The organism is Mucilaginibacter sp. P4_C11, assembly GCF_056402115.1.
Map to the genome: position 1 here is coordinate 1 of NZ_JBFUIA010000058.1, position 21633 is coordinate 21633.

Consider the following 21633-nt stretch of genomic DNA (forward strand, 5'->3'; position numbering starts at 1 on the left):
GCCAATAAAAAATAAAAAAGTAAAGACGCTTCTGCATATGGCTGCACTGGTGGCGATTCAGTATAATGATGAACTAAGGCTTTACTACGAACGAAAAGTCAAAGTCGAAAAAAAGAGCAAAATGAGCGTAATTAATGCGGTCAGGAATAAACTTGTGCAGCGCATCTTCTCCTGTGTTAACCAAAACAGAAAGTATGAAAAAAATTATCTTAAATTAGTTGCATAGATCATAGAAATCGAGGTACGAAGCAATCCCGAACTATGTGGGACTTAGCGTGTAGGGGATTGCTTCGTGCCTCGCAATGACGGTCTGTTTTTCAATTAATGAATATTACTATTTACTTATAGTTATAAATAAATTTTGAAAACATATTTATAAATCGCACCTTTAAACATCTTTATACCTATAAATCAGCTTGAAAAAGATTGTTGCCTTTTTATTGCTAAGTATTCACCTGCTAAATATTGGCGGGCAGCTGGCATTGCACCAATACCTGGTTTATAAAACCAATAAGTTTTACAACCAACAGGTAGGCAAAGGTTTGTATGATGTTAAAGACCTTACCGAAATAGCCATACCTGTTGATTTACCCAATATTCATGATTGGAAACGGTTTGAAAACATAGCCGGGCAAATACAGTTTGGCAATACCAATTACAACTACGTAAAAATGAAGGTAACACGGACTGCCATACACCTTATGTGCATTCCTAACTATGAAACAACGCGCCCGGTTGATAAAAATGTGCTGAATGCAAAAGGTGTTAAAGATATCCCGGTACCACAAAAAGACCATGTGCCATATGGCAAAATCATTATGCAGGATAACGTTAGTGTAGCCTTTGCACACATTGAGTTTTGCTGCCCCATAAAAAATATCCGAAAAAATATTGTACAGCCCGTACAGCCCCTGGTGCATTATCACCAGGATATTCCCGAGCAACCGCCTAAGGTTACCTGCTAAATTTCTTAATGCCTGATCGGTTAAGGATACCATCAACTACTATTTTAAATGTTGTGTTTCGCGTGTATTTACGCCGTAAATTCCGGGTGCTATGAACTGGAAAATGACAAAATAAAATGATGTCATTGCGAGGAACGAAGCAATCGTGAACAACGTAAAATCTGCTATGCTTGCAACGAGATGGCCACGCTATCGCTCGCAATGACATGATAAAACATTTCTGGTTTTTACAGAATACTCGAAATGCGTAGTTGATAGCAGCCCAACCGGATTGGCATCCTGTTTGGCCGTGGCTTTACCCCGCCCAAACTTTACCAGCATGTATCAATACTTAATTTATTAAAAAGCAGGTGTATTGAAATAATACCGCTTTTAAGATAATATCATATTAGCCCAAAATGAAAATAAAAATAGCCGCAGCCCTAACGCTCATTGTAGCAATAGGCTTTACCATAATAGCATCCAGCCCAAAATCATCGCACCAGGAAATGATTGAGTTGCTGCAGCAATTGAATAAAAAAAACAACGACATGGCAAACCCATTTAACCCCGAAGTAAAGATTGCCTATTGCGATTCGTTGGTTAAAATACCGCCTAACGACCAGGACTCCCACCTTTTGTCGGTCCAGGCATCGCTATTGATTATGGCCGGACAGGAAGAAAAGGCTGTAAGTATTTATGAAAATATAATAAACAAGCTGGAGTTTATGCCATCAGACCGCCTGTTGTCTGAAGTGGGCATTGCTTATATGCGCCTTGGCGAGCGCAGTAATTGCATGCTCAACCATACCGGTTCGTCGTGCATTTTTCCGATCAAAAATGATGGTGTACACAAACTTCAAACCGGTTCAAGGAAAGCCATTCAGGTTTATAAAACCATTTTAAAGGTGCATCCGGACGATATGGAATCAAGGTGGTTGCTCAACATTGCCTACATGACATTGGGCGAGTACCCGCAAAAGGTTCCAAAAAATGTGTTGATCCCTGGTTTGAATGCCGATAGCGTGGCCGGGCAAAAGCCATTTAAAGATATTGCCCAAAGCCTTGGCCTTAACGTTAATGGCCGGGCAGGCGGGGTTGCTGTTGACGATTTTAACAACGACGGCTACCTGGATATCATTACATCGGCCTGGGATTTGAGCGATCCGATGCACTATTTTGAAAACAATAAGGACGGTACATTTACCGATCGTACCGAATACAGTGGGCTTAAGGGGATAACCGGCGGCCTTAATATTCAGCAAACCGATTATAATAACGATGGCAATATCGATCTTTTTGTATTAAGGGGCGCCTGGCTTACCAAAGGTTATGGTAAACAGCCCAGCTCATTGCTGCGCAACAATGGCGATGGTACTTTTACCGATGTAACCATACCAAGCGGCCTGTTATATTACCATCCAACGCAAACAGCCACCTGGGCCGATTTTAATAACGACGGCTGGCTGGATGTTTTTGTTGGTACCGAAACATCGACACAGGATTTGGACAGTAATTCATCGGCATGCATGCTGTACATCAATAATCACGATGGTACATTCACCAACGTTACCAAAGAAGCACACTGTGATGTTATGTCATTTGTAAAGGGCGTTACATCTGCCGATTATGATAACGACGGCTACCCGGATATCTTTATTTCGACCATGACCGGCACCAAATACCTGCTCAGGAACAAAGGTATTAAAGGAGGCAAGGTTGATTTTGAAGACGTAACCCAAAAAGCAGGCTTTGCTCAAAATAAAGAACGAACCTTTACTACCTGGTTTTACGATTATGACAATGATGGCTGGCAGGATGTGCTGGTGAGCGATTATAACTTTAACCGCCCGCTGGCCTATTACAGTGCCGCGGCAGCTTTAGGTAAAGCCGTTCCGGATGCCGGGAACGTGTTTTTATACCACAACAATCACGATGGTACTTTTACCAATGTAACCCGCCAGGTTGGTTTGGATAAGGTGGTGTACAGCATGGGCGGCAACTTTGGCGATATTGATAATGATGGCTACCTGGATATGTATTTTGGAACAGGTAATCCCGATTTTCGGTCGTTGGTGCCCAATAAAATGTTCAGAAATGATGGCGGGAAAAAGTTTATCGATATCACTACGTCGTCTCGCCTGGGCAACCTGCAAAAGGGGCATGGTATTGCCTTTGCCGATTTAAGGAATACCGGCAACCAGGATATATTTGCCCAAATGGGCGGCGCCTACATTGGCGATTCGTACACCAGTTCGTTATACCTTAACCCACGCAACAACAATAATAACTGGATAAGCTTAAAACTTGATGGCGTAAAAGCCAATAAGGCAGCTATAGGGACCCACATTAAACTTACATTTACCGAAAACGGTGTAAAAAGAAGCGTTTATAAAGATGTAAACTCCGGCGGAAGCTTTGGATCATCGCCGTTACGACAGGAAATTGGCATTGGGCAGGCTAAAGTAATTGACGATATTGAAATAAAATGGGCGGGTAGCGGTACGGTTCAGCATTTTACAAATGTATCGCCAAACCAGTTTTTGAGGATAACTGAAGGCGTAGATCAATATAAAGTAACACAATTGGCTAAATTAACTTTTATTGATAAGCAGGATATGACAATGTGTATGCCTATGGCGGCAAAAACAAATTAAGTGGTAAATTTGTTTATAAATGTGTTAGTGGCTTATCTGTTTTTCAATAAAACCAGCTACATTTAAATAAAATAACGAACAATTTTAATCAAACCTAAAAGATGAAAAAATTACTTTTATTATGCTGCCTGTTTATTGGATTAACAACAGCAAGCTTTGCCCAGATGGCGGCCGGCAGCAAACCGGAAGAAAAAGCGATGGAATTGCAAAAAAAGTTAAAACTTACTGATCCGCAATGCAAAAAAGTTGCAGCAATTTATACTGAATCATCGGCCAAGTTTGACAAAATTAAAACTGAAACCAAAGGCGATAACACCAAAATGCTGGTTGCTATTGAGCCTTTGCGTACAGCAACGATAAAAAAAATTAAAGCTGTTTTAACCCCCGCTCAAAAATTAAAATATGATGACCTTGTAAAAAGTTCAAAAGCTTCAGGCGGCACAGGCTGGAGCGACGGTTGGAGCGCAAGCAAATAATAAACATTGAAAGCCTAATGAAGGTGATAACAAAAGGGGCTGCCTCAAAAAGGACAGCCCTTTTTTTGGGGCCAGTCCGAAAAGCAGGAGCGAGACTTTTGTTGGGCTGAGCGCTTTGGTTTAGTAAACGTAACAGGTTTGGGCTGCTGATTAACAAGTTAACAACAGCCCGGTCATTTTAATCACAAATAACTCGTAGATGACGGGCGGCACATGTAAAATAACCATACATATGGTTTCAAGTCTGGATGGTTATATCGCCAAAAAAGACAATAGCGTTTCGTGGTTTGATACAGCTGACAGCTATGAGAATGGGGTGAATGTTACGGAGCAAGATGCCGCTGAATTTCTTAAGACCATAGACTGCTACATCATGGGTTCCAGTACGTATGAACACGCGTTGGAGCTTTCAAAATTATACGGGTGGGCTTACGGAGACGTGCCTACCATTGTATTAACCCACAGAAAACTGCCTGTTGACCGGCAAAACATTGAAACCTACTCGGGCGACCTGGACAAATTGGTGAACGAACGGCTAAAATCCAACTACCGGAATGTTTGGCTTGTAGGTGGTGCTAAACTGGCTAAAGATTTCATTCGTTTAAACTTAGCCGACGAAATAAGACAGTCAATTCTGCCCATTATCCTGGGCGACGGAGCTCCGTTTTTTGATCAGGTAGGGCAAGAACGCGCTTTACACCTAAAAAGCGTTACCGCCTACAAAAGCGGCATGGTGGAGCTATGTTACGAAATAAAGAAACAATAGTAGTTCCTGTTTTATGCAGGATCGGGAAGTTATTAAGGTCAAAGTTGAAAATTGGCTGTGGTTTTCGTCTGTCTGTACTTAATCTTCTTCAAAAGTTAAATTTTATGCTGATCCCCCGCCCGGATCATAATGCAATCCCTTTAAACAATAAAAGTCCCCTTGCACTCGCTGCTTGGGGACTTTAAACCTAAACCTTATCACTATTTGCAGGCAAGAACGCCCGCAAAGAAGATTAACGTTTAAATTATTAAAAATCGTATGCAGGCAGTAGCCTAATTGACATAAAAATGATAATTCTCATTAAAGCATTTTCCAATAAATTAATTTTCAGTTATTTACGTTTTCCTGTTTTGTTGAAGATTGAATCATAGCTTCCAGCCAGGAGTTTAAGCGGAAGAGAGATCAAAACAGCTGTAAAATGGTAAATAATGGAGGATATTATCCTTAAATAAAGCAGAGGGGAGTTGTAAAAACTATAAGGGCAATTTTTACAGATAAGATGTACCATTTTAAATGCTATTTATTCATTGTATATTGCTACTTGTTTCTGTTGTTTTACATGCCAGTTATAACACCATGAAAATAAAAATATCTATCGCTTTCGCGGGCTTGCTATGTATTGCCTTATCCTCATTTGCATTTCCTGCTAAGCAAAAAGGCGACGACGAAATTATTTATCACATTTTTGAGCGCAGCTTTTTTGACAGCAATGGCGATAATCATGGCGACCTGAATGGCATCCGTCAAAAGCTGGATTATTTGCAGGAGTTGGGTGTAACATCTATTTTATGCACGCCGCTTTATGAATCCATTTATTATCACAATTACTTTGCTATCGATTTTAAAAAGATAGATCCACGGTACGGCACGTTACAGGATTACCTGGCCCTGATAAGGGAGTTGCACAAACGGGGTATGAAGTTTTACATGGATATGGAAACGCAATATGTTACCGAAGATTCTGAATGGTGGAAAGGCGCTTTCGGCAACCCCAAATCGCCGTTTGCTGATTATATTTTGTGGGATGATAAGGAAAATAAAAAACCATCAACCATAGTGTACAACCTTACCGAACTAAAGGGCTATGATGGCGTAACCCATAAAATTACCACAGCTAATTTAAACAGCGCCAAATCAAAAGAATATAATTACCAGCTGTTTAGCTACTGGTTGGATCCGGATAAGGATGGCAAGTTTGATGATGGTGTGGATGGTTTCCGGTTAGATCATATGATGGATAACCTGGATAATAAAGGAACCTTGCCCCACTTGTTTGATACCTTCTGGAACCCGCTGTTAACCAAACTGCGGGCTATTAACCCCAAAATAAAAATTGTGGCCGAGCAGGCCAACTGGTTCGGCTTAGGATTGGATTACCTGCAAAAAGGCGGCGTTGACCGCGTATTTGGCTTACGGCTGGCATTTGCCATCCGCCTGTTCAGGAAAGATTTACTGATGGCCAACGCCGATTCGACCCTGGCCATGTTGCCGCCCGGGAAAGAGCAGGTAGTTTTTGTAGAGAACCATGACGTACCACGCTTTGCATCCGAAGTAAAAGGCAACCTGGCCAAGCTAAAAGTGGGCTGCGCCCTTAACCTGCTAATAGGCGGCGTACCAGCCATTTATTACGGGCAGGAGTTGGGCATGACCGGCACCAGCGCCAAATTTGGCGCTACCGATGCCAACGAAATTCCCGAGCGCCAGGCCTTTGAATGGTATGCATCGGGCCAGGGCCAGGGCATGGCCTATTGGTACAAGCAAACCGGCACTTATAAAGATGAGTTTAATGATGATAAACCTAACGATGGCATCTCGTTAGAAGAAGAACGAAAAGATCCCAACTCATTGTTCAATTACTACAAAGCGATGATCAGCCTGCGTAAATCAAACAGGGCAATTACCAAAGGCAGCTATAAAACATTAATAAACAATAACGACCAGGTATTTTCATTTATCAGGAAGGATGGCGATAAGGCAGTAATTGTGGTGGTCAATTTATCTGATAAAGATCAGGCGGCAACAGTAGATGCGCCTTATGCCCAGGGTAAAAAGATTGGCCAATTTATAGGGGAAGAGACTCCAACGGTTAAGGCGGGAAAGATGCCGGTAAGTCTGCCGGCATATGGTATCGCAGCCTGGACAGTGGAGTAGTATGGGCCGTAATCTGGCAGCCACATCAAGGTGGGCCGGCGGCAAACTTATTTTGGCCACAACGGTTTACTATTAACCATGGCGAAAAAACAACTCCTTGAATTTACAGATAGCGGCATTTACTGCCCGCAGGGCCGTTTTTATATTGACCCATGGAAACCGGTTGACGATGCCGTAATAACCCACGCCCATGCCGACCATGCCTACGTGGGGCATAAGCATTACCTTGCCCACCATTTATCTCGCGAGGTGTTGTTTTACAGGCTTGGCGAAATTCAACTACAAACGGTGGAGTATGGCGAAACGGTTATTAAAAACGGCGTTGCCATATCGCTATACCCGGCAGGGCATGTCATCGGTTCGGCGCAGATCAGGGTAGAGTACAAGGGCCAGGTCTGGGTGGTTTCGGGCGATTACAAGGTTGAAGATGATGGTATCTCCACACCCTTTGAGCCGGTGCGCTGCCACCACTTTATATCCGAATGTACGTTTGGCATGCCGGTATACACCTGGAAACCGCAGGTGCAGATTTTTGACGACATTAACAATTGGTGGCGCGGCAACCTGCATAACGGCGTGGCTACAGTTTTGGTTGGATACTCCCTTGGGAAGGCTCAGCGCATATTGCAAAACCTCGATTTATTTAACGGCACAGTTTATACACACGGCGTAATTGAAAACACCAACGAAGCCCTTCGGCGCAATGGTGTAATTTTAAATCCCACAGAACGCATCACCGCCGATTCGGTGAAAGAGGAGGTACGCAAAGGTATCATCATCGCCCCGCCATCATCGGTAGGTACGCCCTGGATGCGTAAGTTCCAGCCTTATAGTTTTGGGTATTGCTCGGGATGGATGGCCATCCGCGGTGCCAAACGCCGCCGCGCTGCCGACCGCGGATTTGTTTTGTCTGACCACGCCGATTGGAATGGCCTCATCAGTGCCATTGACGCTACCGGCTGCGAAAGTGTTTATTTAACCCACGGCTACACCGCCACTTTTGCAAGGTATTTGAACGGGATAGGATTTGATGCGCATGAGGTACATACCTTGTATGGAGGAGAAGAGGAAGCCTCACCCCAGCCCTCTCCAAAGGAGAGGGAGTTTAATAATCAGGAGCAAGATAATAATATCCAGCCGGCAAATGAAGTCCTCTCCTTTGGAGAGGATTTAGGCGAGGCATTTGGGGGGCTTAGCTCATGAAAGCATTTGCCCAACTCTTTCTCTCGTTAGATGAAACCAACAAAACCGGCGAGAAGGTTAAGGTTTTAAAGGAATATTTTACTGCTGTGCCCGATACGGATAAAATGTACATGCTGGCGCTTTTTACAGGCCGGAAACCTAAGCGGCAAATTAACTCGACCCTGGTGCGCAACTGGGCTATTGAAGCCTCAAACATCCCGGCCTGGCTGTTTGAAGAAAGCTACCACGTAGTAGGCGACCTTGCCGAAACCATGGCCTTGCTAATGCCCCAAAGTAACCAAAGCAGCAGCAAAACGCTTACAGAATGGATAGCCGAGATAAACGCCCTTGGCAATAAAACTGAAGAACAGAAAAAGGAATGGCTGCTAAATTCCTGGGCTATGCTGGATAGCCAGGAGCGTTTTGTGTTTAACAAACTGCTAACAGGCAGCTTTAGGGTTGGCGTATCGCAAAATTTGGTTATCAAGGCGCTGGCCGATATCTCGGGGCTGGAAGCTGCCGTACTTACCCACCGTATTATGGGTAGCTGGATGCCCGAAACTTTACAGTTTGCCCAGTTGATGGAAGAACAGGACGCAGCGGCCAATATTTCCAGGCCGTACCCTTTTTTCCTGGCCTACCCGATACAAGAGACCTCCGAAAGGCAAAAAACGCCTGATGAGGTGGGTACCTCGCTTGGCCAGGCCGATGACTGGCAGGCCGAGTGGAAATGGGATGGCATCCGTGCACAAATGATAAAACGGGGCGGCGAAATTTTTATCTGGAGCCGCGGCGAAGACCTGGCGACCGAAAAATTTCCCGAGTTGCATCCCTTCTTATATGCCCTGCCCGATGGTACGGTGATAGATGGCGAGATCCTGAGCTTTCAGAACGGTTTGCCTATGCCATTCAATGTGCTGCAAACCCGCATAGGGCGTAAAAACCTGAGCAAAAAAATATTGGAAGAGAGCCCCGTAGCGGTGATAGCTTATGATTGCCTGGAATATAACGGCGAGGACATCCGCCCGAAAACGCAAAGCGAAAGGCGGGTGATTTTAGAAACATTGCAGGCTGCAACGCCCTTTGCCGAATTGTTCCGGATTTCAGACTTAATCAAGTTTGATAGCTGGGAGCAGTTGGGCGCTATAAGGCAGCAGTCGCGCGCCATGATTGCCGAGGGCGTAATGCTAAAACGCAAAAGCGCCGCTTACCAGGTTGGCCGCCGTCGCGGCGACTGGTGGAAATGGAAAATTGATCCCCTTTCGGTAGATGCGGTGATGATTTACGCTCAAAAAGGACATGGCCGGCGGGCCGATTTATATACCGATTATACCTTTGCCGTTTGGGATGGCGATAAGCTGGTACCCTTTGCTAAAGCCTATTCGGGCCTTACCGATGCCGAGATTAATAAGGTTGATTATTTTATTAAACGCAACACCATCGAAAAATTTGGCCCCGTGCGTACGGTAAAGCCCGAGCTGGTGTTCGAAATAGGATTTGAAGGCATCAACAAATCAACCCGTCATAAATCAGGAATCGCGCTGCGTTTTCCACGGATACTGCGCTGGCGGCATGATAAACCTAAAGAAGAAGCCGATACGCTGGAAAGTTTGAAAGCATTATTGGACGGCTAAGGCCCCTGTGACGCGCTTACACCCCAGGATAAACGCTAAATAGCTAATGGAATGAGCGCTATAAGCATCAAACAACATCTTGTTTTTATTGGCTGATCGTGGTTAAATGATACAGCTACTGAAGGGAATGTATTGGCTGACAACAAGTACAGGTATTTGGATGCGCCCAAATTGCGCGATCATTTTAGTGTTAACCATGATAAAATATAAAATATTGATTATCAAATATTTATAAATATTTTATCTGAAATGTGTTAAGTTATGTTAACCCAATTAAATGCATTTGTCCTGGTTTACACACCAGATATAGAAATCAGGATTGTTAAATTTTTGTAACTTCACCAACTTTTAATCAATAAACTGACCATCAATGTTAACCATCAATAACTTCGCTGAATTTGAAGCGCAAATAGGGAACGAGCTTGGCGTTTCGTCATGGTACAAAATTACCCAGGAACAGATCAACAAATTTGCCGATGCTACATTAGACCACCAATGGATTCACACCGATCCGGAAAGGGCTAAAACCGAAAGCCAGTTTGGCGCAACTATAGCTCATGGCTACCTTACCCTATCGCTTGTGCCTTATTTATGGAAAGAGATTGTGAAAGTTGAAAACCTGAAGATGGAGATTAACTACGGCATTGAAAACTTCCGTTTTGGACAAGCCGTACTGGTTGATTCGGAAGTGCGCTTAAAAGTAAAGCTTGGCGGCCTGGTAAACCTGCGCGGCCCAATTAAAGCCACCATGATAACCACCCTGGAAATTAAAGATCAAAAGAAACCAGCCTTTACCGGCGAGATAGTTTTTGTATACCACTTCAACGCGTAAATCAAGTTGATTTGTGTGGTAGCGTTTAGGTCGCTCAAATAGACAGATTTTCACCCTGAGTGGTGAAATTTCGGCGAAACTCTGAAAGGAAAATGATATACTAAAGAGCGTTGTCATGCTGAGCCTGTCGAAGCATAGCGGGCAAAGGCCTCTCCGCACGACCCTTCGACAGGCTCAGGGTGACAGGCCTACCCACCTCGAAAGGAAAACATGTCATGGGTAGCCTGTCGAAGCATGGTGGGCAAAGGCCTCTCCGCGCGACTCTTCGACAGGCTCAGAGTGACGGGCCCTGCGCAATAGAAATTACAACTTGTCATTGACAGGAACTAAGGATCTATTTGCAAACGTTCTATTGGTAATGCACAGCTGATAGGTCCTTCGTGCCTCACCCCATCATCCCTACCGGCAAAGCCTGGTTATCAAGTCGGCATATTGCGGATAATCCTGGCATAGCGCATCCTTTTCGGCCATTTCAAATTCGCTAAAATCAAATCCGGGAGCAACGGCGCAACTGGCCAGGCAGAATCCTTGTTTGGATGGAATTTCGGCCGCGAACCATAAACCCGACGGGATCACTACGGATAGACTGCCGGTTTCGAAGTCAGAAAGCTCGATGCTTTGGAGTACTCCCGCGTTGTTCAGTACACGGATATGCAATGGGGAGCCCTTGTGAAAATACCAGATCTCGTCGGACTTTAGCCGGTGGAAACCCGAATAATCGTTTCCCTCCAGCAGGTAATAAATAGACGTAATAACCTGTTTTAGCTTATCGCTATGAGTTGGCCTGACTTCAATCTCCGACCGGAAAACTTCTTTATAAAAACCACCCTCGGGATGGGGTTGCAGGTTTAGTTTATTGATCCAGTATGCGGCGTTGTTTTCCATTAAGCTACAAGTTTTTCTGTCGATAAATATCGGCAAAGCTATAGATAATAGTTGTCAGGAATCCGCTTTAAAATATCCGTTGCTGTATCACCCCCATAAAAGCATCTTTAAATTTCTCGCTGATGGGGATTTGCTTGCCGGCTATGTAAATGTGGTTATCCATTATTTTATTAAGCTGACGGGTGTTTACAATATAGGAGTTGTGCACACGTACAAATGGAGGCGAAAGCTGCTCGTCAATATCTTTAATGCGACGGTAAATCAGCAATTGTTCGGTACTGGTTACCAGGCGTACGTACTCTTTTTGTCCTTCAAAATACTGAATATCGTCCAGCAGGATCTTGCGCAGTTCTTTGCCCGATTTTACAAAAAAGTATTCGTTGCCAACTGCCGGGGACATTTTTTCGCTGGCCTGGTTTTTTGTAAAATAAGCCTCGATTTTTGACTGGGCGGCCAAAAAACGCTCGAGCGTTATGGGCTTCAACAAATAATCGATGGTTTGGAAGGTATAACTTTCGGCAGCATATTGCGAGTAGGCGGTGGTGAAAACAATTTTGGTATCCTTCGATAACAGGCCGGCCAGTTCCATACCGGTAAGCTGTGGCATATTAATATCCAGGAAAATAAAATCGGCCTTTTGTCCTTTTAAAAAAGCCATAGCTTCCAATGCATCGTAGCATTTGGCCAGCAGCGCCCATTTGGTGTACTGGCCAACCATCATTTCCAGCAGCTTAACCGCGTTTGGCTCGTCGTCGATAATTATGCAGCTTAAATTCATGCCAATGGAATTTTTAAAAAGGCTGTAAACATTTCTTCGCTATCGCTGATGGTGAGTTCAAATTTATTGCCGTATAACAGCTCAAGCCGTTTGCGCAAATTCTGGACCCCGAAACCGCCGGAGGTATCAGCTTTTTGATTAAAAATACGGTTTTTGGTTTCAAATATAAGGTAACGGCCCTGCTGTACCAGTGCCAGTTCAATTTTATTGTCGATACTGGCCTTATCAATGCCGTGCTTAAAAATATTTTCGACAAAGGTCATGAGCAGCATGGGCGGTATTTGCAGGTGCGGGCTGCAATCCTGTATAAAGCTGATGCTTATTTCGTGCCTGATCCTGATTTTTTCAAGCGCGATGTAATTCTCCAAAAACTGGATCTCGGTATTAATAGACACCTCGTCTTTAGGGCTTTCATCCACAAAATAGCGCATAATGTTAGATAGCTGCTCTACCAGTTTGGCGGTGCGGGGCGAATCGACATAAGCCTCGTAATAAATATTATTGAGGGTATTGAACAGGAAATGAGGCTGCACCTGCGATTTAAGCAGGTTTAGCTCGGCCTGGCTTTTTTGCACCAGTATTTTTTCTGATTGTTGTTTAATTTCGAAGTAGGCCAGCGCTATTCTGAAAATAAAGCTGAGCAGATAGGTCATGAAACCGGCCACCACAAAATTGAGCATCATGCTAAAAGTCATCTTTTCGGGGTGGCTGGCAAAAAACGTGTTGTACGAGTACATGATTAAAAAGCCACGCGCCACACCACCAATAACCAGTAACAGCACCACATAAATTACATACTGTACACGGTGGCCTTTTTCATAAAAGCGGGGGTACAAAAATTTAATATTGCCATAAATAACCAGCAGGTAAAACGCCACACTAATCACCGTAAAAACGCTGGCATGGTTAAACCCATCAACAGGCAGAATCGAAAAAAAGATGATAAAAAACACCGCTATCCATATCACCCATTGCAGGCGTGTAAGCGTGGGCATGTTTTTAATGAAATTCATTTTTAAATGTACAAAGCTTTTTGTTTTGGGCGGCTGATTTTCAACCAAAAGGCCCCATTATTCAACCAATTACTTGCGTGCTCATATTGCGGCAGTTGAGATATTAAGGGCAAGCATTAAAAATAACGGGGCAAGGGTTGAAATCATTTGCCCTTGTTGTTAATAAAACCAAGCTTTAATTATTCAATTTTTCAACCGCACCTTTAAAGCTTATACAATGAAAAAATTACTGATTGCCGCCCTTATGGCGGTTGTTATCCAGTTTACTTTTACCGGCCTTGCCCACGCCCAGCTGCTTACATCAACCCCAAGCGGCGGCAATAAAAAAGCATCCGTTACCGAAATGATAGGCATTACCGATGTAACCATTAACTACAGCCGCCCGCATGTGAATAAGCGCGACGGACATATTTGGGGTGAGCTTGTTTACAACGGCTATGCCGACCTGGGTTTTGGCACATCAAAAGCAGCCCCATGGCGGGCCGGGGCCAACGAGAACACCACCATCGAATTTTCAACCGATGTAAAGGTAGAGGGCCAGCCTTTAGCTGCCGGGAAGTATGGCTTTTTTATTGCCTACGGCGCCGATGGGAGCACGCTGATATTTTCAAAAAACGCTACCTCATGGGGCAGTTTTTTTTATAACCAGGCCGAGGATGTGTTACGCGTAAAAGTAAAGCCAGTACCTGCGACCGCCAGCGTGGAGTGGCTTAAATATGAGTTTGCCGACCAAACCCCAACGAGCGCTGTAATTCAGTTACAATGGGAAAAATTGATAATTCCGTTTAAAGTGGATGTTGACCTGCCTGCCACACAGCTTGCCGTATTCAGGAAAGAACTGCGTACCAACAAAGGCTTTAACTGGGAAAGCTGGGAACAGGCCGCCGCCTTTTGCGCTCAAAATAAAGCCAACCTGGAAGAGGGCCTGCTATGGGCCGATACCGCAACCAGTGTAAACTTTGGCGGCAACCAGGTATTCCAGACCTGGAAAACCAAAGCAGCAATATTGAGCGATTTGGGTCGCAGTGCCGAAGCAACTGCCACCATGAAAACTGCCCTGCCTTTTGCCGACGTTAACGACCTTTATTTTTACGGCAAAAGTCTTATTGCCGAAAACAAAGGCCAGGAAGCACTTGAGGTATTTAAGCTGGATTACCAGAAACACCCCGACGAGTTTTTAACCAATACCGGCATGGCCCGCGGGTATATGGCCGTAGGCGATAACAAAAAAGCCTTGCCCTACGCCCTGAAAGCCCAAAAGCAGGTAGTTGGTAAAATAAATAAAGACACTATTGATAAAATGGTAGCCACTTTGCAGGCGGCCAAGTAGGCTGTCAGCATCAGAATTTTCAGAATTTGGGAATTGGCAGAATGAAAAATGTTGTAGTGGGTTCGGAAGAAATAAAAAGTGGGGCACTGTGCGATTCCTTCATCGGGGAAGAATCGCACGCTCCTCCGCTTTTTTATTTCTTCCGAACGCCTATAGAGTTGTCTCCGACTTAGCCTTGGTTATCGTACTTGTTTACCAAGTCATGTATAAATAGGTCATATTCATCCCGCATGGGCAGCATAAGGTCAGTATGGAGGGTTCGTCTGTCAACCAATACATGCTCATTGCTCTTTGGGTTAAATCCTTCCTTTTTTAGATGTTTCCAATAAATGCCTATTCCTCTTTTTTGCCATGTAGGAAGGTTATTGAAATTAATACCGTATTGAAACAATAGTTCGTTCTTGGCGGCAATGCTCATCCCGTCAATTTTTGACGTAGCTTCTCTTGCATTAAAGTTGTTTTGCCTCAAACACCAGTAGCAATGCGCATTCAACGCATTTCTGTGCGCATCTTCATTACGCCACCTGAAATAATCCCCAACCAGGTGTATGTTGGGAAGTTCTGATAGACGACAATCAAAGGCTCCTACGTTTCCCAGAAGAGCGGAAAATTTAGCACTCGCTTCGCCCGCCAGTATAGAAATGTATTTCCTGGTCTTTCGCCCAAAAAGGCTTTCATTAGGATGAAAGAGTAATGATATTTCATCACTTTCGGTATAACCATAAATCACATTAAAACCGCAATTCATCAAATGTTTTACCGTTTCGACCATTAAGTCGCGAAATTTTTCGTCAAAAGGCGCCTCGAAACGGTGCAATTCCTTAGTCAGCCTGGTAAAACCCCGTCCATCAATTCTGGCTACCATGTACATACCAGGTAAAACGCAGCGGTCCTGAGAGGTTTCATAAACCCTCATTTTAACATCCAGCTCATCAAATTTCATTTGACCATTCATTTACCGTGAACATATTATTCTCGGCTGTTACATAATATAGTTCGTCGAAGCCTTCATCCATCTGTGGCAGGTTCAGCCGTTTATAAGTTCCTTTTATACCAACTTCAGGAACCTTCTCTTTACCCGTCCGTTGGTTATTACGCGCTAATGCAACGGCCACTTTAGATTGAAAATAATATCCAATTACTTTAAACTTATTTGCTTTTGCAATGGCTATATATTTTGCCCTTTCTTCCGGAGAGGGGTTGGTGTTGTCTATCACAAAAGGCTGAAATGTGAGTATACAAGTTTCAATAAACCTGAGTTCTTTATTTCTTGTGTTTAGCTGATCTAAAGAAATACGCATATGTGTATTAAAAAACCGCTCTTTAAAAAAGGTACTTTTTCCTGTTGCCTGAATACCGCAAAATATTACTGCTTCCATTTTTATAAGGGCTCTTTAGAGCGTGGTAAACAAATCTATATTAAAATATCTACAGGCTCTGTACCAAATCACATTAAATTCGACTGGCTCACGGAAGCACCTGTATTATATTGAGTTTGCAACTAAAGCACATGTAAACCCCAAGCTTATTATCCGTCATCCAATCGATCGGGGAATTGACTTGATGAAAAGTTTTAAACCGGGGCCAAATTTGATAAATTTCAAAGGCTGTGTTTCCTGGATCCGGGTTTAATAATTAGTTTCTTCTTTTGCCGAGTCAGCTGCCATTTCATTAAAAACTGCGTCCATCCGTTCCAGCTCGGTTTGGATATGGCTCATGACTGTGGTGTCGCCTGGATCTATGCCGAGGATAGCAACCAGACCTTTTATATTGGCTACGGGGCTTCTCAATATATGCGATTGTTTCCAGGCCATTTCGCGTATGTATTGCATTTTAGTTTTTATTTTGTCGTAAGCTGTCATCAGGCTCCGTTCAGCTTCTTTTCTTTCGGTAATGTCGTTTATGGCCAATACCAAACCCAATATTTCATTTTTAGCGTTTGATATAGGGAACATCCTAACGTAATACCATAAGTGACTGTCATCCTGTTGCGGGTAGCATACCTCGTAACTAATGGTATTGCCCTTAAATACATCATCGATGTAGCCCAGGAATTGAGTCCGCCGCTCATCGGTCATCAGCTCATATATTTTACTGTTGCTACCCGGATCATAATCAAATTCTTTTTTGGCAAAGGTCAAGGCCTGGTTATTATATTCCAACAGATCCAGATCGGCATTAAATAAGGCATAGGAAGTATCTGTGTTACTTAAAATGGTTTGTAAGTTGGCTTTAGTTGCTTTAAGCTGTTCTTCGGCTTTGATTTTTTCAGTAACATCGTTAGTAGATGAGATCACAACCCGCCTGCCATCAAACAGGATGTCCTGAGAGATGACATTTACTAAAATGGGGGTGCCATCGCTCTTCACATGGTTAATAATGCCAAAGTCGGTTGCCTCTACAATATCGGTTTGATAGTTGTTCAATAACTTTTCCTGATGGACTTCCGGGCGTAGTTTTTTGACATTCATGTTCAATAACTCCTCTGGTGTGTAGCCATAAAGCTTTGCAGCGGCATCATTGGCGTGAATAACCGTCAGATCATCTTTAGCAACTATCCATAGCGGAACGGGGTTACTTTCAAAAAGTAGCTTATATTTTTGAGCAGATGCCTTTAAAGCTTCTTCGGCTATTTTCCGATCCGTGATATCGATCATCGAGCCGACAATGGTTACTTCTTCTTCCATCATAACCCGGCTGCCATAAAACTCTACCCAGTTTAAACTGCCATCTTTTTTAACACCCATAACCTCGTAATAAACGTAGTTTGCATCCCCCTCAATCCGGGTGCGTACATTTTCAAACACGGTGGCGTGGTAATCCGGATGAATGACGGTATTGACCAGGTTATCCATATGCATTAATTCGTCAATTCCATAACCGAAAACCTCGGCAAAGCGCGGGTTTAAATATACATGCGTTCCTTTTTGCAAAATATATATCCCCACTTTTGATTTATCGGCCAGGGTGCGGAACTTTAACTCGGCTTTTCTCAATTCCACCGCCATCTTCTTACGTTCCGTAATATCGCGGGCTATCACGAGTATCCTATCGTCCGAGAACTTTTTGACATTAACTTCAATGTCAAATATAGTTCCGTCTTTTTTTACAGCTTTCCTTTCTCCGGTTGCCGATTCCTCAATCTTAATGTCGGAGTAAACCAGGGGTTGTTTGTCTAATATTGCTGCATTTACCAAATCATTAATATTCATGGTTAATAATTCGTTGCGCGTGTAGCCGGTCATCCGGCACATGCTTTCATTCACCTGGGTAAAAGCTCCTTTATAATTGAGTACATATATCGCATCAGATGCCTGTTCAAACAACGAGTGGTATTTTTCCTCACTTTCTTTAATCGTAATGCTGTTTTTGATAATGTTCCCGATCAAATTCCTGATACTCTTGATCAAAAAGAAAGAAATAGAAAGGGCAATGCTAAGTGCCATAAAAATGACGATAAAGAACCTTCTTGTGGTGGTATGGTATATCTGGCTGTTATTTTGAAATAGTTGCCTGCCAACACGCACCTGCAGATCCATTAACTGGGTAAGCTTTACATAAAATGGCTCGGTGGTGTCATATATCTTTTTAGGGACAAATGCATCGAGCGCTTTAGTATCCTGTTGGATTAGTATGGCCTCCAGATCTTCGCTTCTTTTATCAGCCTGTTTTTTTATGACATCGGTTTGTTTAACCATTTGCGCTTCTTCGGGCGTAAGGTAACTCAGCTTATAGTCGCGCCAATTGGTGTTAATAGTGGCCTGCGCTTTTTGAAGTCTTTTCTTTGCTTCGTCGAAAGATAGTTCGTGGTTTTTAACCAATTGCGCTATGGGGATAATTTCGATGCCATATTGAAACCGGATACCCGCTAACAGTTGAAAAGGCAGTACCCTGTCTACATATAGCGAGCGGGTATTATCTTCCATTTTTTTTAGATCATCAACGCAATACAGGCCTAAACCAATTAAGCTGGCAGCTGTAATAAACATTAATAGATATAACTTAACCGAAGCATTAACTTTTTTTAGCATAGCAGTCTTATAAGTAAATCAATGGTAAAATATAAGTTTGGGAGATTATTTATCAGCCATTGTATAAATGTATTGTTTTATGCGGATAAGTTGAATGGCGCACAACCAAAAATGACGAGAGAGAGGGTAGGCTGTACCTATTATTATGGAGAGGACTACAAGAGCCAATAATATTTATTGTTGCCGATTATTTTTTTTGATATTAACACAGCAAGCTTCTGTGGGCACAAAAAATATCGCTGCTTAAGCCCATCCCTGGTTGTGAAATTTTTAAAGGATCTGCCATCATAATAGTAAACACCAGAACCGATAGGGCCGAACCACAAGTTGCCTTTGCTATTGATTACACTTTCGGTTTCGGGCCTCGTATCAGTTTTTGGTGGTTCTGCTTTGTCCTTTACAGGAAGTGGGAAAAACAAGCATCAGGAGCAAAGGAGCAATAATTAAAATCAGGTAGGTGATTGTTAGCTTGTTTTTCATACTACAGAAATGATATTGATTAATAATATCATTTCTGAGTTTGGTTTTTTTTAACATCCTTTATTTGGTACGGCATAAATCACGTTGCCCGAAACAGATAAATTGAAACCATAATTTTCTATAGCAGGAAGTAACATTTTTTTCCATGTTTTGCCCATGTCAGATGACCGGAATATACCATCTGAGCGGCCACATATTAAATATTCACCCATTTGTTTAATTGATAAAATATCCGATGAAGATTTAAGTAAGCCTATTTTTTTCATTAATAAACTACTCCAGGATGGTTGAAGTTCTTCGCCTATAGCATTCCAGGTTTTTCCACTATCCAGTGAAATGTGTGCGCTGTTTGTTTGGGTTATTGTGTTGTATACTATAGCAGCAAATCCTCCGTTTATACGTTCCACAGTGATGCCAGCACCCCCTTCACTAATCACACTATCCCAGTTTTGACCATCATCGGTCGATCTTAATATTCCATCTTTGCTGGTACTCAGGAGTACACCGTTCCACTCTGCCAATTTCATTCTACCATCTCCAACATGCACTTGTTTCCAGGTTTTTCCACTGTTAGTAGATCTAAAAAGGCAGTTGTTGGAGCCAATGAAAACTGTGCCTCCGGCAGTTTCAAAAACGGTGCGTACTTCTCTCTCTTTATAATTCTTGTACATCCAATCTATCGTTCTGTCTATGCGTACGGCTTGCTCTTGAAAATCCGTGTACGTGGGCAACCAATTATTCGTTCCGTTTATTTTTTGTAAAAATTGACCCCTGAAATCATATGCAAGTATCCCATTCTTGCCAGGGGCAATGTTACGTTGGTTACCAGGGAAAATTTCTTTTGTCCAGAAAGGAGTTGTGGAATTTGGTTCACTGTGATAAACCCCATTTCCGGCACGTAAATATAGCCCATGGTCATTTGCAAATAAACCATCTCGCCACACACCTTCTCTCTGTAAATTTTCAGGCAGCCCTTGGCTAATGTCCTGCCATGTTTGTCCGCCATCAGCAGATTTAAAAATGATGTTGACAATCGCCGATGATTTGCCTTCTTTTATTGGTTTCTTTTTTGCCTCCTTTTCTTTTAGCACAAAAGAATTTAGTAGAAATAATACCAGGAAAATAGCCGGAACAAATACAAATAGCTTTTTCATTTTTTTAAATTTTAAGTAAAACATATGTTTCATAATCTGTTTTATGATCCTGTCAGAATTGATGCAGCAAAATTACTTTGATATATTTCAGCACGGAGAGCTTTAATTGTAAATAAAAATGTAAACTTTGTAAAATAAAATCTTGACACTATGTTAGATAGCAGAATTCTCATGTCCGGGAAACGCAAGTACCTGTTCGGATTGACGATACTTCCTTTTATCGCTGTAATCTGCGTGGCTTTCGGTATCAAGAACGATGACAGCTTCGATATAGCCAGGAGGGAAGTTTTGCTCCGCAGGCTTGGCCATGAACTACTATTACAGTCGGGCGACAGCACATCAAGGGTGCTGCCGGTAAAAAAGATCGCAGAAAATGAGTACCAGATCACGTTTGAGAATGAGCTTACTTTTCAACCAGATTCGCTGGTAAATACTACCGGGCGTTTGTTGGCCAAAGACCCGCTCGCACGTGATTATGTAGTTAATGTTCTGAACTGTGGCAACTCCAGTATAGCTTATGGATACGCTATATCAAAAAATGAGAAAGATGATATTATAGCCTGTAGAGGAAGAAAGCAACCCAGGGCATGTTACATCATCGATGTTAAATTTAAACCAACGGGTATAGCTACCGCAAAAAATGGATATCTTTTGGGCAGCCTGCCATTTTTAGCATTTGTTGGTTTTGTTTTTTTTAGGTCGGTTAAGCCGAAAAAGGCCTTGCCTGACGATCAGTGCACAGACATGTTAACTTTAGGCGCGGTGTTGTTCGATGCAAAAAATCGTAAGCTCACAATAAACGGAAATACGACAGACCTGACCGGAACTGAAACGCGCCTGCTGCTCATTTTTGCATCGTCGCCTAACCAGACTATAGCGCGAAGCCGGCTACAAAAAGAGATATGGGAAGACGAAGGTGTTATTGTGGGGCGCAGCCTGGATATGTTTATATCAAAACTCAGAAAAAAACTGGAACCTGATCCTAATATCAACATTGTTGTTATCCGCGGCAAAGGATATAAGCTTGAAATTGGCGCTTAAGAAGAATCTCTGTGCGCCGATTGAACTTATGGAATATAGATATAATTGCCAAAAATAGTTGGTAGAATATTTGTAATCGACTGTAATAAAGGAATATACATCAAGCAAATTGAAATCGGTTTCAATTTGCTTTTTTTGTTATATGAAATCGTCAAAAAAAGGCGTGTTTGACCTGTAAGAGCACGGATGTAATAAAGTGGGGCAAGCAGAATAAAAAACAGCGATATAAGTGTAAATCATGTGGGCAATTGTTTATTCGGCAGCACGCTGGTGTAAGAG

At 42.8% G+C, this 21633-nt stretch carries 18 protein-coding genes and 1 pseudogene; 12 read left to right on the forward strand and 7 right to left on the reverse strand.

From position 1 onward, the window contains the following. The 9 genes and pseudogenes from AC1DU2_RS29845 to AC1DU2_RS29885 all read left to right on the forward strand — a co-directional run. Positions 1–226 (forward strand): annotated as a pseudogene (locus AC1DU2_RS29845) (hypothetical protein); the annotation flags it as partial. A gap of 190 nt (positions 227–416) precedes the next feature. Beyond that, on the forward strand, positions 417–965 hold the full coding sequence (locus tag AC1DU2_RS29850; RefSeq protein ID WP_477389168.1) for a hypothetical protein: 549 nt from the start codon (positions 417–419) through the stop codon (positions 963–965). A gap of 398 nt (positions 966–1363) precedes the next feature. Further along, a complete protein-coding gene (locus AC1DU2_RS29855) occupies positions 1364–3601 on the forward strand; it encodes an FG-GAP-like repeat-containing protein (protein WP_477389170.1) in 2238 nt (745 codons plus the stop codon). 101 nt (positions 3602–3702) lie between these two features. Continuing rightward, positions 3703–4077, forward strand: a complete 375-nt coding sequence (locus tag AC1DU2_RS29860; RefSeq protein ID WP_477358536.1) for a hypothetical protein — start codon at positions 3703–3705, stop codon at positions 4075–4077. 199 nt (positions 4078–4276) lie between these two features. Further along, positions 4277–4843, forward strand: coding sequence for a dihydrofolate reductase family protein (locus AC1DU2_RS29865; protein ID WP_477358538.1), 567 nt, complete (start codon positions 4277–4279; stop codon positions 4841–4843). Between the two features lie 576 nt (positions 4844–5419). After that, positions 5420–6994: an alpha-amylase family glycosyl hydrolase gene (locus tag AC1DU2_RS29870; RefSeq protein ID WP_477358540.1), complete on the forward strand. Its 1575-nt coding sequence runs from the start codon at positions 5420–5422 to the stop codon at positions 6992–6994. A gap of 78 nt (positions 6995–7072) precedes the next feature. Further along, the gene (locus AC1DU2_RS29875; RefSeq protein WP_477389172.1) at positions 7073–8197 is read left to right on the forward strand and encodes a ligase-associated DNA damage response exonuclease; all 1125 of its coding nucleotides are present in this window, start codon (positions 7073–7075) and stop codon (positions 8195–8197) included. After that, on the forward strand, positions 8194–9810 hold the full coding sequence (locus AC1DU2_RS29880; protein ID WP_477389174.1) for an ATP-dependent DNA ligase: 1617 nt from the start codon (positions 8194–8196) through the stop codon (positions 9808–9810). Before AC1DU2_RS29875 ends, AC1DU2_RS29880 begins: the two co-directional genes overlap by 4 nt. 370 nt (positions 9811–10180) lie before the next feature. Then, positions 10181–10642, forward strand: coding sequence for a MaoC family dehydratase (locus tag AC1DU2_RS29885; protein WP_147055302.1), 462 nt, complete (start codon positions 10181–10183; stop codon positions 10640–10642). Between the two features lie 399 nt (positions 10643–11041). On the opposite strand, the gene AC1DU2_RS29890 is transcribed toward AC1DU2_RS29885, so the two are convergent. From AC1DU2_RS29890 to AC1DU2_RS29900, 3 genes are all read right to left on the reverse strand, one after another. After that, positions 11042–11527 carry a cupin domain-containing protein gene (locus AC1DU2_RS29890; RefSeq protein ID WP_477389176.1) on the reverse strand — a complete coding sequence of 162 codons (486 nt, stop codon included), beginning with the start codon at positions 11525–11527 and terminating at the stop codon, positions 11042–11044. A gap of 67 nt (positions 11528–11594) precedes the next feature. Continuing rightward, the gene (locus tag AC1DU2_RS29895) at positions 11595–12305 is read right to left on the reverse strand and encodes a LytR/AlgR family response regulator transcription factor (RefSeq protein WP_477389178.1); all 711 of its coding nucleotides are present in this window, start codon (positions 12303–12305) and stop codon (positions 11595–11597) included. Continuing rightward, on the reverse strand, positions 12302–13318 hold the full coding sequence (locus AC1DU2_RS29900) for a sensor histidine kinase (RefSeq protein WP_477358550.1): 1017 nt from the start codon (positions 13316–13318) through the stop codon (positions 12302–12304). The genes AC1DU2_RS29895 and AC1DU2_RS29900 overlap by 4 nt, the downstream gene beginning before the upstream one ends. Positions 13319–13535: 217 nt before the next feature. Here AC1DU2_RS29900 and AC1DU2_RS29905 point away from each other — a divergent pair, with 217 nt between their 5' ends. Next, positions 13536–14648: a DUF2911 domain-containing protein gene (locus tag AC1DU2_RS29905; protein ID WP_477389180.1), complete on the forward strand. Its 1113-nt coding sequence runs from the start codon at positions 13536–13538 to the stop codon at positions 14646–14648. 169 nt (positions 14649–14817) lie between these two features. Here the strand turns inward: AC1DU2_RS29905 and AC1DU2_RS29910 are convergent, their stop codons facing one another. The 4 genes from AC1DU2_RS29910 to AC1DU2_RS29925 all read right to left on the reverse strand — a co-directional run bounded on the left by AC1DU2_RS29910 (position 14818) and on the right by AC1DU2_RS29925 (position 20313). Beyond that, positions 14818–15591 carry a tRNA(His) guanylyltransferase Thg1 family protein gene (locus AC1DU2_RS29910; RefSeq protein WP_477389182.1) on the reverse strand — a complete coding sequence of 258 codons (774 nt, stop codon included), beginning with the start codon at positions 15589–15591 and terminating at the stop codon, positions 14818–14820. Beyond that, a complete protein-coding gene (locus AC1DU2_RS29915) occupies positions 15581–16027 on the reverse strand; it encodes an AAA family ATPase (protein WP_477389184.1) in 447 nt (148 codons plus the stop codon). The genes AC1DU2_RS29910 and AC1DU2_RS29915 overlap by 11 nt, the downstream gene beginning before the upstream one ends. A gap of 249 nt (positions 16028–16276) precedes the next feature. Beyond that, entirely contained in the window at positions 16277–18679 is a 2403-nt protein-coding gene (locus tag AC1DU2_RS29920) for a PAS domain S-box protein (protein WP_477389186.1), read from the reverse strand. 530 nt (positions 18680–19209) lie between these two features. Further along, positions 19210–20313: a WD40/YVTN/BNR-like repeat-containing protein gene (locus tag AC1DU2_RS29925; protein ID WP_477389188.1), complete on the reverse strand. Its 1104-nt coding sequence runs from the start codon at positions 20311–20313 to the stop codon at positions 19210–19212. A gap of 150 nt (positions 20314–20463) precedes the next feature. On the opposite strand from AC1DU2_RS29925, the gene AC1DU2_RS29930 reads away from it, so the two are divergent. Continuing rightward, positions 20464–21354: a winged helix-turn-helix domain-containing protein gene (locus AC1DU2_RS29930; protein ID WP_477389190.1), complete on the forward strand. Its 891-nt coding sequence runs from the start codon at positions 20464–20466 to the stop codon at positions 21352–21354. Positions 21355–21521: 167 nt separating this feature from the next. Beyond that, a partial coding sequence (locus AC1DU2_RS29935) for an IS1/IS1595 family N-terminal zinc-binding domain-containing protein (protein ID WP_477368740.1) occupies positions 21522–21633 on the forward strand: 112 nt, incomplete at its 3' end.